At 64.2% G+C, this 13,156-nt stretch carries 10 protein-coding genes; 1 reads left to right on the top strand and 9 read right to left on the bottom strand.

From position 1 onward, the window contains the following. Nucleotide 1: 1 nt before the first annotated feature. The 7 genes from LDO54_RS10725 to LDO54_RS10695 all read right to left on the bottom strand — a co-directional run bounded on the left by LDO54_RS10725 (nucleotide 2) and on the right by LDO54_RS10695 (nucleotide 8,773). Nucleotides 2–679, bottom strand: a complete 678-nt coding sequence (locus LDO54_RS10725; protein WP_224010134.1) for a response regulator transcription factor — start codon at nucleotides 677–679, stop codon at nucleotides 2–4. Nucleotides 680–1,023: 344 nt separating this feature from the next. Continuing rightward, nucleotides 1,024–2,187 carry a glycoside hydrolase family 53 protein gene (locus LDO54_RS10720; RefSeq protein WP_224010010.1) on the bottom strand — a complete coding sequence of 388 codons (1,164 nt, stop codon included), beginning with the start codon at nucleotides 2,185–2,187 and terminating at the stop codon, nucleotides 1,024–1,026. A gap of 108 nt (nucleotides 2,188–2,295) precedes the next feature. After that, nucleotides 2,296–4,263 (bottom strand): beta-galactosidase, encoded by a 1,968-nt coding sequence (locus LDO54_RS10715; RefSeq protein ID WP_224010008.1) that lies wholly within the window; start codon nucleotides 4,261–4,263, stop codon nucleotides 2,296–2,298. 69 nt (nucleotides 4,264–4,332) lie between these two features. Continuing rightward, complete coding sequence (locus LDO54_RS10710; protein ID WP_224010006.1) at nucleotides 4,333–5,184, bottom strand: carbohydrate ABC transporter permease; 852 nt, start codon at nucleotides 5,182–5,184, stop codon at nucleotides 4,333–4,335. 19 nt (nucleotides 5,185–5,203) lie between these two features. Then, nucleotides 5,204–6,109, bottom strand: a complete 906-nt coding sequence (locus LDO54_RS10705; RefSeq protein WP_224010004.1) for a carbohydrate ABC transporter permease — start codon at nucleotides 6,107–6,109, stop codon at nucleotides 5,204–5,206. Between the two features lie 104 nt (nucleotides 6,110–6,213). Continuing rightward, nucleotides 6,214–7,476 (bottom strand): ABC transporter substrate-binding protein, encoded by a 1,263-nt coding sequence (locus LDO54_RS10700; protein ID WP_224010001.1) that lies wholly within the window; start codon nucleotides 7,474–7,476, stop codon nucleotides 6,214–6,216. A 130-nt stretch (nucleotides 7,477–7,606) separates the two neighbouring features. Then, entirely contained in the window at nucleotides 7,607–8,773 is a 1,167-nt protein-coding gene (locus tag LDO54_RS10695; protein WP_224009999.1) for an ABC transporter ATP-binding protein, read from the bottom strand. 218 nt (nucleotides 8,774–8,991) lie between these two features. Here LDO54_RS10695 and LDO54_RS10690 point away from each other — a divergent pair, with 218 nt between their 5' ends. Then, a complete protein-coding gene (locus tag LDO54_RS10690) occupies nucleotides 8,992–10,026 on the top strand; it encodes a LacI family DNA-binding transcriptional regulator (protein WP_224009997.1) in 1,035 nt (344 codons plus the stop codon). A gap of 29 nt (nucleotides 10,027–10,055) precedes the next feature. Here LDO54_RS10690 and LDO54_RS10685 read toward each other — a convergent pair whose 3' ends face one another. After that, the gene (locus LDO54_RS10685; protein ID WP_224009995.1) at nucleotides 10,056–11,570 is read right to left on the bottom strand and encodes an MFS transporter; all 1,515 of its coding nucleotides are present in this window, start codon (nucleotides 11,568–11,570) and stop codon (nucleotides 10,056–10,058) included. A 127-nt stretch (nucleotides 11,571–11,697) separates the two neighbouring features. Further along, nucleotides 11,698–12,690: a porin gene (locus tag LDO54_RS10680; RefSeq protein ID WP_224009993.1), complete on the bottom strand. Its 993-nt coding sequence runs from the start codon at nucleotides 12,688–12,690 to the stop codon at nucleotides 11,698–11,700. Nucleotides 12,691–13,156 lie beyond the last annotated feature (466 nt).

Raw genomic sequence — 13,156 nt, 5'->3', positions numbered from 1 at the left:
CTCATCCAAGCATATATCCCGATCCGCGGATCGTCTTGATCAGCGGCTTGAGGCCTGGCTTGTCGATCTTTTTGCGCAAATTGCCGATATAGACTTCGATCAGATTGGTGCCCGGATCGAAATGCATGTCCCACACCGACTGGAAAATCATGGTGCGCGTGACGACTTGCCCGGAATTGCGCGCGAGATACTCAAGCAGACGGAATTCCACGGGCGGCAGATTGACTTCGTTTTCCGCGCGGCTCACCGATCGCGCGATCAGGTCGATTTCAAGGTCTTCGACTTTCAATGTCGTGACGACCTGTTGCTGAAGCCGCCCTCTTCTGCGCAGCAGCACCTGAATGCGGGCGCGCATTTCCGTTGCGGAAAACGGCTTGGCGATGTAATCGTCGCCGCCTGCGAGCAGGCCGGTCACGCGCTCGTCGACGTCGGTGAGCGCACTGATCATCAGTACCGGCGTTTCGATTCCCACACTGCGTATCGTTTTGACAATCGTGAGGCCGTCGATACCGGGCAATACGCGATCGAGTGTGATGGCGTCGAATTCCGGGCTGAGCGCGCGTGCAATTCCTTCCGCGCCCGTACGCGCCCATTCGACTTCGAACCCGGCGTTGGTGAGTTCTTCCGTGATGTCCCGGCCGACGATGGGATCGTCTTCAATGGTGAGAATTTTGCTCATGATCCGACCTGATTGAAATGGGCGCCGATCACCGCCCGCTTTGCGATCAGTATCGCAAAGGCGCAATGGGCAAGAATGAAGAATCCTTTAGGTTGACGCGTGGGGAGATCGGCGGGCGTCGCGCGGGCGCAGTATGCCATCGAAGCGCAGGCTCGATGGCTGCGGAACAGCGCCGGAATCGGCGTCGTGCCGTCGTGACGCGGGTGCGGGACAGCAGCGGGCGACAAAACGTCGCAATGGAAGGGGCGAATTGACGGAATTGACGGCCAACGCGCGCGTCCGTCAAGGACGCGCGCCAGCCATTGGAGAAAAGAGGGAGAAATGCGGGCAGGCGCCCCGCTACGCTAGCGCGTCTTGAACACGTCGATCGACGAGAGCGCGTGGCCGTGGAAATCGAACAGCGTGTTGTTGTCCCACTGATCGCCCGCGCCCACCTTCCAGCCCACATTGGGCGTGGGAATCCACTCGGGCTCCCACCAGAAGATGCCCTTGCCGCGCCCGTTCGGAACGCTCTTGACCACATTCGTCAGCGCCGCGAAGAATTGCGCCTGACCTTGCGGCGAAGGCGGGAACGTGACGGTGCCCGTATTCGTCATCGCGTTGGGCTCCGAATCGCCGTCGCTCGTGGTCCACGGAAAAGCCGTCTCCACCACGATGATGTCCTTGCCGTAGCGCGCCGAAAGATCGTTGGCGTTGTTCTGCAGATCGTCGAGCGAGCCTTGCCACTGCGGATAATACGAAAGCCCGATCAGATCGAAATTCACGCCGCGCTGCACGGCGCTGTCGAACCACCAGCGGCTCTTGGCGTTGTCGCCGCCACTATCGATATGCAGCATGTGCTTGATGTCGGGATCGACGGATTTCACGGCGTCGTGCGCCGTCTTGAGCAGCGTCGCGAGATTGTCCCACTGATCGTACTTGCCGAGCGGCCAGAGCATGCCGCCCGTGATCTCGTTGCCCGTCTGCACCCATTCGGGCCGCACGCCCTCTTCGCGCAGCATGCGCAGCACGCTCGTGGTGTATTCGCCGAGCAGATCGCAGGTCTGCGCGAGATCCTTGCCCGCCCACGCATGCGGCGGATATTGCTTGCCCGGATCGGCCCACCAGTCGCTGTAATGGAAGTCGATCAGCACGCGCAGGCCGAGTTCGGCGGCGCGGCGCGCGAGCATGCGCACATGCTTCGCGTTGTTGTAACCCACTGCCGGACTCTGGTTCGCCGGAAAATAATCGGGATTGCCAGGATCATTCCAGACCTTGATGCGGATGGCGTCAAGACCGTGATGCTTGAAGATGCGCAGGCAGTCGTCAGCCTTGCCATGATCGTAGAAGCGCGCGCCGTTCGCTTCGAGTTCGAGCAGCGTCGATACGTCGGCGCCCATCGCGAGGCGTTCGCCATGTTCGCCGCGCGCCTCGCTGGCCGCTTCGGCCGCCCGCGCAATGGCAGGAAGCGAGGCGCCCGACGCAAGCGCGGTGCAGGCCAGCCAGGACAGCATGTCTCTTCGATTCATCTGTGCTCCTCCTTGGTATGCGGCGGGCCATGCGAACGCTGCGACGGTCCGCCTGATAGTCAGGGCACGCCGGCCAGCATTCCGGCGTGCCCTGCGTGATGAATCAGCTCATCGCGGATCGCGCCACGCGCAGACGTCGCCGCGCGCGAGTTCCGCCGCGCCGAGCACGAACTGCGCGCCTTCGGGCGCGGGAACGCGCACGCGCGCTTCGCCGAAGTTGAACGCGAAGCTCAGACCGCCGCGTCGTGCGAGACGCACGCCTTCGGGCAGCGTCTGCGTGGCGAGCCCGGCGGCACGTGCCGCGTCGCCCAGCAGCGCGCGATGCAGATCGTGCGTGAGCCATGCGGTGGCGTATTGCACGCGGCCATTCGACAGCAGCGCGGGCCAGCCGTCTTCGAACGTGGCGTCGACCTGCGCGCCCGCATTCGCACGCACGTGCTCGCGCCAGTGCAGCGCGGCGCCGCGCACATCGCCGAGCGCTAGCGCGGGGGCGAGCGTGGGCCGCAGCGATTCGGCTTCGAGCACCTGCAGCGGCAGCACGCGTTGCAGCGGCCCCGGCGGCAGATTGCCGGGAATCGCGAAGTGCGTGGTCTTCGAGCCGGTACGCGGACCGAATACCCAGCGCGCGCCGCTCTGCTCGACCTTGTCGATGAACGCGTCGTCGAGCACGGCCAGCGACGGCACCACGACGAGGCGGTACGCCGAAAGATCCGCGTGACGCGAGACGATATCGACGTCGAGGCCCTGCTCGCGCAGCGCGCTGTAATAGTCGAACGCGAGCGTCTGATAATCGAAACCCACGCCGTGGCGCTGAATCTCGAACATCCATTGCGTCTCGTAGTCGAACACGAGCGCCACGGCGGCGCGCTCGGGCGCGGCGAGCGTGCGCAACGTATCGCTTTGCGCGATTTCACGCGCAGCCTGCTCCACTTCCTGACCGCCCGGCGACAGTTCGTTATTCGGCAGATTCAGGCCCGAATGCATCTGCTCCTGCGCATACGGGCACTGACGCCAGCGGAAATACGACACGAGTTCCGCACCATGCGCGAAGGCCTCGTAGGCCCACAGGCGCACCATGCCCTTCGCGGGCACCGGATTCCACGGCGCCCAGTTCACGGGACCGGCCTGCTGCTCCATCACCCAGAAACGGCCCGCGCCGATCGCGCGATAACGGTCGTGATCGAAGGCCGACACATCGGGATGCGCGGTGCGCGCATAACGCGCCTTGTCCGCTTCCGGCACGCCGATCACTTCGGTGCGCGCGATCGGATAGCTGTCCCACGTCGCCACGTCGATGGCCTTGTTCGCCGCGAATTCGTAGTGATCGAAGGTCGTGAAAAAGCCCATGAAGTTGTGCAGCACGTCCGCGTTCGGCGCGTGACGGCGCAGCACGTCGGCCTGCTCGCGATGGAAGCTCGCCACTTCGTCGGACATATAGCGGCGGAAATCCAGCAGATGCGAGGGATTGGCGTCGGTGGGCGTGAGCACCGGCAGGCCGACCGTCTCGAACGACGGATACTCCATGCTCCAGAACACGTTGCCCCAGGCTTCGTTGAGCGCCTCGATGCTGCCGTAGCGCTGCGCGAGCCACGCCTGGAAACGCTGTTGCGCGGCGGGCGAATAGCTCGGCACCGTGTCGTGGCAACCGAGTTCGTTATCGGTCTGCCACGCGACCACGGCGGGATGCTTGCCGTAGCGTTGCGCCATCGCTTCGGTAATGCGCACGCATTCCTGGCGATAGGCCGCGCTCGCGATGTCGTAATGGCGGCGCGAGCCGTAATTCCAGCGCGTGCCGTCCGCGCGCACGGGCAGCATGTCGGGAATCGAATCGACGAGCCACTTCGGCGGCGAAGCCGTCGGCGTGCCGAGCACGACCTTCAGGCCGCGCGCCGCGAGCGTTTCGACCGCTTCGTCGAGCCACGTCCAGTCGAATACGCCTTTGCGCGGCTCCATGCGGCTCCACGCGAATTCGGCGATGCGCACGTGCGAGATGCCGAGTTCGGCCATGCGCCGCGCGTCGTCGGCCCACATCGTGCGCGGCCATTGTTCGGGGTAGTAGCAGACTCCGATTTGCATGATTAAAAACCCGGTACGGTTAAACGTTGAACAGCGGAAAAAGCACCTTCGACACCTGCGAGGATTCGTTTAGCCCTTGCTGGCGCCGAAGGTGAGACCCGCGACAAAATGCTTTTGCATGGCGAAGAACATCAGCACGGAAGGCAGCGCCGCGAGCACCGAGCCCGCCGCCACGAGATTCCATGCCGTGGTCCACTGGCCTTTCAGCGCGGCCACGCCCACGGTGATCGGCGCGGCGTCGTCGCCTTGCGTGAGACAGAGCGCCCAGAAGTAGTCGTTCCAGACGAAGGTGAACACCAGAATGCCGAGCGCCGCGAGCGCGGGCCGCACGAGCGGCATGACGATGCGCCAGTAAATGGTCCACTCGCTCGCGCCTTCCACGCGCGCCGCCTCGATCAATTCAAACGGCAGCTGCTTGATGAAATTGCGCAGAAACAGCGTGCAGAAACCCGTTTGAAACGAGACGTGAAAAATAATCAGCGCCCACACGGTGTTGTAGAGCCCCACGCGCAGCGCCATGTCGCGCACCGGAATCATGAGAATCTGGATCGGCACGAAATTGCCCGCGACGAAAGCAAACAACACCGCCGTATTGCCGCGAAATTTGTAAGTCGAGAGCGCGAAGCCCGCCATCGACGCCAATACGATTGCGCCAATCACCGAAGGCACGGCAATCAACACGCTATTGGCGAAGTAATGCAGCATCGGCGTTTGCGTGAGCGCCGCGCCGTAGTTATCGAATAAGGCGAAATGCTTCGGCCAGCCCCAGTAATCGCCTTGCTGGAGTTCCTCGGTGGAACGGATCGAGGTAATCAGCACGGCGAGCATCGGCAGCAGCCAGATCACCAGCGCAATGGGCAGCGAGAGTTTGTAGAGCGCGCGATTCGCGGGTTTCCAGCGTTCGACGGGAAGCGGATACATAAAGACAACTCCCTTGAATTCAGTGTTCTTCGCGCAGCATGCGGCGCAGATGGAACACGATGTAGACCAGCATGATGGCGAACAGCACGACGGCGATCGAAGCCGAATAGCCTTCGCGGTAATACTTGATGGCCTGGTCGTACATGTAATAGGCGAGCACGGTGGAGCTGTCGAACGGACCGCCGCCGCTCATCACCGCGATCAGGTCGAAACTGCGCAGCGCGCCGATCACGGTCAGCACGATCGCCATGAAGGTCACCGGGCGCAATTGCGGCAGGATCACGTGCCAGAAAAGCTTGAAACCCTTCGCGCCTTCCATGCGCGCGGCTTCCACGATTTCCGGGTTGATCGACGTGAGGCCGGTGAGATAGAGCACCATGCAGAACGGCGTCTGCGGCCAGAGCGCGGCGAAGATGATGCCGTAGGTGACGAGCTTCGGATCGCCGATCACCGGCACGCCGTGGCCCAGAATCAGGCGCAGCAGGCCGAACGTGGGGTCGTAGAACCACGAGAACACGAGGCCCACCACCACGCCCGAAAGCACGAACGGCGCGAAGAACAGCGACTTCACGATACGGATGCCGCGCACGGTCTGATTCAGATACAGCGCGAACATCAGCCCGACGGGCGGCGCGAGCTGGAACAGCACGAGCCAGAGCAGATTGTTCTTGAGCGCCGTATAAAACGTGTCGGTCTGGAATAACTCGATGTAGTTCGCGAGGCCCACGAACGTCTTTTCGGTCATGCCATCCCAGTTGTAGAAACTGAGCGCGATGCTGCTGAAAATCGGGTAGATCACGCACAGCGTGAACAGCACGCCGCCGGGCAACAGGAAATACAGCGCGGCGCGATTCTGCTGGCGCCGCGCCGTGGACGCGCGACGCGGCCGCGCCGCCCCCATGGGGCGCGCTACGGTATCGGACATGTTCAGGCCTCGACTTTTATTACGGATTGCGAATCAAGCGGAAAACAATCTCCGCAATGGACCGGCGGATGAGCACCGCCGGTCGTCACACCAAGACGCGCGATTTACTTGTGGTAAATGCGCTGACGCGTGGTTTCGAGGCGCGCGAGCAGCGCGTCGATCTGCGTCGGATCGGAATAGAACTGCTGCATGGCCTTCATGCCTTCGTCGGCCATTTCCTTCTGCATGTCGCGGTCGTAGAACTGCGCGATGCCGCCCTTCGTGTTCGCGAGCGTCTGGAAGCCGACCTTCGAGATCGCGTCTTCCGGTTCAGCCGCCTTGTTGTTCGACGGCAGCTGGCCCCAGCCGCGCGCGAGATCGGCGTTGATCTGCGGCGACTCCATGAAGGCGAGCAGACGGCGCGCGTCGGCCTTGTTCTTGGCCTTCGCGGGCACCAGCAGCACGTTCACCGGGCCGTCTTCGGCGGTCGGCACGTTGGCGTCGATGATCGGGAAGCGGAAGAAGCCCACGTCCTGCTTCATGTTGGCCGGGAAGCTCGCCGAGAAGAACGTGCCCATCAGCATCATCGCGGCCTTGCCGTTCACGAGCACCGGCGCGATCGAGTCGACGTCATAGGACAGCGCGTTGTCCATGAAGTAGTGGTTGTCGATCAGCGTCTTCCAGGCGGTGAAAACCTTCTTCACGCGCGGGTCGGTGTAGGGAATCTCGCCGGCCATCAATTGCTGATGGAACGCGTTGCCGTTGATGCGCAGGTTCAGATAGTCGAACCAGGCGGCGAGCGTCCAGCTATCGCGCGCGGCCACGGCGATCGGCTGCACGCCGCTCGCCTTGAGCTTCTTGCAGGCGTCGAGGAACTCGTCCCAGGTCTTCGGTTCTTCCTTGATGCCGGCCTTCTGGAACAGGTCCTTGCGATAGAAGAAGCCATACGCGTCATAGCCGAGCGGCGCGGCGTACTGCTTGCCCTTGTACGTCGAGGCTTCCCTGACCGAGGCGTATTGCTCGTTCCAGCCGTTCTTCGCCCAGTCGGACGACAGGTCTTCGAGCAGGCCGCGTTGCGCGTAATAGGCCATGCGCTCGCCGTCGTGCCACGACACCACGTCGGGCGGATCGGTCGCGAGCCAGCCGCTCATCTGCACCTTGTAGGCTTCTTCGGTGACATACGCGACCTTGAGGTCGACGTCGGGATTGGCCTTCTTGAACTTGTCGAAGGCGTCTTGCCAGGTCGAGCGCTGATTGCCGCGCGCCGACACGTTGACGGTGAGCGTGGCCGCGTCGGCGCCGGCGCTCGCGAGCGTGGCGGCCACCAGCGTCACGGCCGCCGTGGCGCGCGCGAGCGTGCCGAAGCTGCGGAAGCGTTGTGCGAACATGTTGTTGTCTCCAGATGTGCGTTGTTTGCCTGTCCTGCGTGGTTTTACTGCTGACCTGCCTGTGCTGCCTGTCGTGCAAACCGCCCGCTCTGATGGCGGGGTCAAGCTGAAATCTCGCGATGGCGTTGTATCAGATCAGCGCCGCAGCCGCAGTCGAACCCGCATCGGCGTTCGTGCGCGCGACGGCCAGACGTTTGAGCGCGAGTCCCGCCGAGTCGAACAGATGGCAGGCCTCGGCGGGCACGCGCACGCGCAGCCGCTCGCCCACGCCGATAAGCGTGTCGCCGGGCGCTTTCGCGACCAGCGTGCCGCCCGCATGATCGGCGTGCAGATAGCTGTGCTCGCCCAGACGCTCCGCGAGCACGGTCGCGCCCGCGATCGACTGACCCTCGCCGTCCAGACGCAGATGCTCGGGCCGCACGCCCAGCGTCACGCGTTCGCCGCGTTGCAGGCCGCGTCCGTCGACGCAGGCGAGCAGCGTGTCGCTGCCGCCCGCGAGCGCGACGCGCACGCCCTCCTCGCTCACGGCGTCCACCGTGCCGTCGATGAAATTCATGCGCGGCGAACCGATGAAGCCCGCCACGAAGCGCGACTTCGGATGGTGATAAAGCTCCAGCGGCGCGCCGCTTTGCGCGACGCTGCCGTACTTCTCCATGTCCGCGCCCGCATGCAGCAGCACGATGCGGTCGGCGAGCGTCATCGCTTCGACCTGATCGTGCGTGACGTAGACCACGCTGGCGTTTTCGAAGCGTTGATGCAGACGCGCGATTTCCACACGCGTGTGGCTGCGCAGCGCGGCGTCGAGGTTGGAAAGCGGTTCGTCGAACAGGAACACGCCGGGCTCGCGCACGATCGCGCGGCCAATGGCGACGCGCTGGCGCTGGCCGCCCGAGAGCGCCTTGGGATGGCGGTCGAGCAGCGTGTCGAGTTGCAGACTGCGCGCGGCGTCGAGCACGCGGCGTTCGATTTCGGGCTTCGGCACCTTGGCGATCTTCAGGCCGAACGCCATGTTCTCGAACACGGTCATGTGCGGAAACAGCGCGTAGCTCTGGAATACCATCGCCGCGCCGCGTTGCGCCGCCGGCACGTCGTTGACGACGCGCCCGCCGATGCGCAACTCGCCCTCGGTGACTTCTTCGAGGCCCGCGATCATGCGCAGCAAGGTGGATTTTCCGCAGCCCGAGGGGCCGAGGAACACACAGAATTCGTGGTGGCCAATGTCGAGATCGACGCGCCGGATCACGGGCGCGTGGTCGCCGTATTGCTTGCCGACGTTTGATAGCTGGATCGTCGCCATGTTGTCTCCTCCAGATTTAAGCGCTTAAATTCTACGCTATAAATATGGCCGGGGGCTTGTGCGTTGGGGATTTAACCGCTTAAATTGCTGAACGGTATTATCCTGCACGCATCGCCTTCCCGGCGCGGTGTGGGTGAAAATTATCAAATTCCCCCGGCGGCTTGCAACATTTGAGTCGCAGTCCCTGAATGTGGGAAACGAGACACTAAAGGCTGCACATGGTCACCTTGTCAGAAGTCGCGCGACGCGCCCGCGTCACCGCGGCCACCGTTTCGAACGTGCTGCGCAACCGCGAGAAGGTCCGCCCGGAGACGGCGGAGCGCGTGCTCAAGGCCATCGCCGAGCTGGGTTACCGCCCCAACCTCAACGCGCGCGCGCTCGCGCAGGGCCGCTCGTCCACGCTGGCGCTGATGCTCTCGAACATCGCCAACCCGTTCTATCCCGAGTTCGTGCTGGCGGCCGAGCGCGCGGCGCGCAAGGCCGGCCATTTCCTGATGGTCTGCAACACCGACGACGACGCGCAGATCGGCCGCGCCTACCTCAACCAGATCGCGGGCACCTTCGCCGACGGCGTGCTCGTGATGAACACCGACATCGCCATGAACGAACTGTGCATCTCGGCGATGCACAACGGCCCGATCCTGCTGGCGATGTGGGAGCACCCGGAAAAGCCGCCCGCGCTGCCCTGCGTGGCCGTCGACTTCGCGCGCGCGGGCACGCTCGCGGCGCAACATCTGCTCGAACTCGGTCATCGCAAGATCGGCATGCTGATCGGCGACGGCTGCGGCGGCTTGCAGGACGCGCGCTCGGACGGCTTTCGCGCGGCGCTCGCCGAAGGCGGCGTGCCGCGCGCGCTGGCTGAAATGCAGGTGCGCGACTCGATCGACGCGGGCCACACGGCCTGCATGACGCTGATGGCCGAGCATCCCGAACTCACGGCGATCTTCGCGTCGAACGACCTGCTCGCGATTGGCGCGATCCAGGCGCTGGTGGGCATGGGGCTCGCGGTGCCTGGCGATGTCTCGGTGATCGGCATCACCGATATCCAGCTGGCGCATCAGGTGCGCCCCGCCCTCACGACCGTCGCGATCCAGACCGAAGCCGTGGCGGAGCTGTCGATCAGCAGCCTGATCCGCTTGATCGGCGAGCCGGTGCAGGAGCCGTCGATGGCGATCGGGCCGCCGCCGCAACTCGTCGTGCGCGATTCCACCGGGCCGGTGCGAAAGCGTACGCGTCGTGCGGCGGCGAAATAGTACGGATACCGAATGATGTGGTTTGAAGGCTAGCCAGCGGGATCCGTGCGCCAGCGAATCACCAGCGCAATGACCGCCACGCCGCCGCAAAAAACCGCTAGCCAGGACAGCAGATTCGCGCTCGCCACGAGCGTCGCCTGGGTTTCGAGCGCGGCGGCCATGCGCATCATCTCGGGCATCGGCGGCATGCCGCCGAGATCGAACGGCGTGATGCGCTCGACGAGCCGCGTGCGCGCGATCGCCTCGCCGTATTGCAGCCACAGGCTGGCCGCGCCCGTGCCGCTCGCGGTCGCGATCTGCCGCACGATGTTCTTGAACGCGTAGGCGTGCTGGAAATCGTCCTCGGCGAAATCGACGAAGGTCATGCCCGCCACCTGCGCCATCACGAACGGCACGGTCAAGCCCTGCAGGAACAGCGCGGGCAGGATCACATCCATCGACGCGCCGGTCATCGTGCGTAGCGAAAGCATCAAGAGCGCGACCGAAAACAGCACGTAACCGAGCGCGATATAGCGGCGCTGGCCGAACAGCTTGGGCGCGATCAGCGAGAAGCACAGCATCGCGCCGAGACTCAAGGTGGACGCCCACGTCAGCACTTCGCCCGTGACCTGAAAACCGAAACCGAAGCCGCTTTGCAGCAGCGTCGGAATCAGGTAATTCCAGAGGCCGTTGAGGAAATAGTAGATCGCGTAGAACAGAATGCCGACGAGATAGCGGCGGCCGAGCAGCGCGTGCGGATCGAGCCAGAGTTGCGGTTCGCGATGCAGCCGCAGGAAAGCCGCGCCGATCAGCGCGAAGCCCGCGAGCGGCGTGAGCGCGACCGAGGGCGAACTTGCGAATTCGTAAAAGCGCAGGTCGCCGAGTCCGTGCATGAGCACCATCGCGCCGAGGCCGAACAGGATCACCACGGGCCAGTCCATCGGATCGATATCGAGTTCCCAGAGGCCGCCAGCCGGCGTCACGCGATGCGGATACGTGAGCAGCACGAGCACCAGCACCACGAGCGAGAGCACGACCTGGATCGCGAAGACCATCTGCCAGGCAGCGCTTTCCACGAGTAAGGCGGCGAGCCAGGGCGTGATCGCCGAAAGCCCCAGCGAGCCGATATTGAAGCCGATAAAGAGCGGCCCGCGTTCGTCGCGCGCGGCCACCAGTTGAATGAGGATGCGCGAGGCCGCGAACAGGCCGCCCGCGCCGAAGCCCTGCACGCCGCGCGCAATCGTCAATTCGAGCGGCGTTTCGCAGAGCGCGCACAGCAGTGAGCCGAGCGCCGCCACGAGCAGACCGGCCACGGTGTACGAACGATAGCTGGTGTGCCGCGCGATGCGCGCGAGCATGAGATTCGCCACGCTCGCCATCGCTGCGTAGGACGTCATGCTCCAGAGGAAATCTTCGGGCGAGGCATGCACGCCGCCGCGAATATGTGTGCCGGCGATGCCCATCATCGACGAGGCGACGAAGTCCACGCCTGCCGCGCCGCCCAGCGCGACCGTGAAGAAGAACACGCGCAGCGGCGAGAAGTCGGGCAGCGCGCGCAATCTCATCGGCGCGCTCCGTCATGGACGCGTGCGCCGCATGAAGCAACCGCAGACCCGCCGACGATGGTGTGCGTCACGCTTTCCCCTGGACGCCTCTCGCGGCGCCGCGCTGAAAAGAAGTGGCTCGAAGTGTCTAGAAGTGGTCGATCATGCCGAACTGCACGCCGCGCACCGACGCGCCCGGCCACGATGGCGTGAGGCCCGTCACGTTCACGCCGCGCAGCGTCATCTCGCCTTCGCCGTGATTGCGCAGCCAGCCCGCGCTCGCATAGAGCAGCACGCGCTTCGAGAGATCGTACTCGCAGGCCGCGCTGAACTGGTCGGCGTTGTTGTCGCCGCCCGAGCGGTCACGCATGTAAGTGTAGCCGAGCGAGGCGCGAAAACGCGCGCTCACGGCATAGCGCGCGGAGACCGAAACGCCGTCGTTGTGATAGCGCGGCGTGCCGCCGTCGCCGTTGAAGAACGACAGGAAGCCCGTGACCGAACCATACACGTAGGACACGCCGCCGAGATTCGCGCGCAGCGCGCCCGAGCCGTGCGTCTGCTGATGCGCGTAGGAGATGCGGAACGGGCCGTCGTGGTACGCGAAGGTTTCGATGTGGCCGGCGAGGCCATTGCCGTCACCGTCGCTCGCGTTGCGCAGCGCGGCCATGATCGTCGTGGAGAAGCCGTGATATTCCGGCGACAGATACGTGATCGCGTTGCTCTCGTACGGCGTGATCTTCGAGAGATTGTTCAGACCGGAGGCGATCGTGCCTGCGCCGAACGCATCGAGCCCGCCCTTGAACGGGATATAGATCGGCGAATACTGGCGGCCCATGCGCACCGTGCCATACGGCGTGCCCACGCCGATCCACGCCTGGCGGTTGAAGATCGTATTGGCCACGGCATAGCTGCCGTCGGTGGAGCCAAAGCCATTCTCCAGATCGAACAGGATCTTCACGCCGTTACCGATGTCTTCCGCGCCGCGCAAACCGAAGCGCGAGCCGCGATACGCGCCCGAATCCATGCGCGCGACATAGCCCGCGCCGGGATTGGTGACTTCGATGCTGGTGTCGATCGAACCGTACAGCGTGACCGAGCTTTGCGCGTGCGCGGCGCCCGCGTGGACCGCCAGCGCGGCCATGACGATGCCGGCGCGCGGCGCGTTCCGTGCCAGGCGAGCGAAAGGTGCGAGCGGCATCAGGCGGCGCCCGAAAAAGCGCGCGCGTGAGGCAGACCGGTGCGGGCCGAAAGGCGCACGGAAGCTTGAATGCATACGGGAAAAAACGGGAAAAATACGGGGAAAACAGAAAAACGGCGCGTGCGTGTGGCTGCGCGGCGCGCCGTGAGCATGGTGGGCGCGGCGGGTGAAGCCGCATGTCGGGCCGCGCGATTCACGCGGCCGGAGATGCTGCCTGGTCCAGCGGACTCATCGTATCAAACGACTCGTTTCGACTACTGAATAGTGGCATCGGCTCCCGGAAGTCCTTCGGGAAAGCGCCGCATTTTACCGCAGCATTTTCGCGTCGAGACTCGCGAATTAACCGTTTGGTACAAATACCACAATTGCGGAATAGCCCACAAAAAAAGGCGCGGCGCGCCCGGCCGGT

The organism is Paraburkholderia tropica, assembly GCF_914484835.1.
GTDB lineage: Bacteria > Pseudomonadota > Gammaproteobacteria > Burkholderiales > Burkholderiaceae > Paraburkholderia > Paraburkholderia tropica_A.
The sequence above is the reverse complement of the archived record's forward strand: the minus strand, read 5'-3'. Positions and strand labels throughout refer to the sequence as shown.

What these genes read in the sequence shown, in the direction of transcription:
- LDO54_RS10725 (WP_224010134.1), bottom strand. Translation starts at nt 679, where the DNA reads ATGAGCAAAATTCTCACCATTGAAGACGATCCCATCGTCGGCCGGGAC.
- LDO54_RS10720 (WP_224010010.1), bottom strand. Translation starts at nt 2,187, where the DNA reads ATGAATCGAAGAGACATGCTGTCCTGGCTGGCCTGCACCGCGCTTGCG.
- LDO54_RS10715 (WP_224010008.1), bottom strand. Translation starts at nt 4,263, where the DNA reads ATGCAAATCGGAGTCTGCTACTACCCCGAACAATGGCCGCGCACGATG.
- LDO54_RS10710 (WP_224010006.1), bottom strand. Translation starts at nt 5,184, where the DNA reads ATGTATCCGCTTCCCGTCGAACGCTGGAAACCCGCGAATCGCGCGCTC.
- LDO54_RS10705 (WP_224010004.1), bottom strand. Translation starts at nt 6,109, where the DNA reads ATGTCCGATACCGTAGCGCGCCCCATGGGGGCGGCGCGGCCGCGTCGC.
- LDO54_RS10700 (WP_224010001.1), bottom strand. Translation starts at nt 7,476, where the DNA reads ATGTTCGCACAACGCTTCCGCAGCTTCGGCACGCTCGCGCGCGCCACG.
- LDO54_RS10695 (WP_224009999.1), bottom strand. Translation starts at nt 8,773, where the DNA reads ATGGCGACGATCCAGCTATCAAACGTCGGCAAGCAATACGGCGACCAC.
- LDO54_RS10690 (WP_224009997.1), top strand. Translation starts at nt 8,992, where the DNA reads ATGGTCACCTTGTCAGAAGTCGCGCGACGCGCCCGCGTCACCGCGGCC.
- LDO54_RS10685 (WP_224009995.1), bottom strand. Translation starts at nt 11,570, where the DNA reads ATGAGATTGCGCGCGCTGCCCGACTTCTCGCCGCTGCGCGTGTTCTTC.
- LDO54_RS10680 (WP_224009993.1), bottom strand. Translation starts at nt 12,690, where the DNA reads ATGGCCGCGCTGGCGGTCCACGCGGGCGCCGCGCACGCGCAAAGCTCG.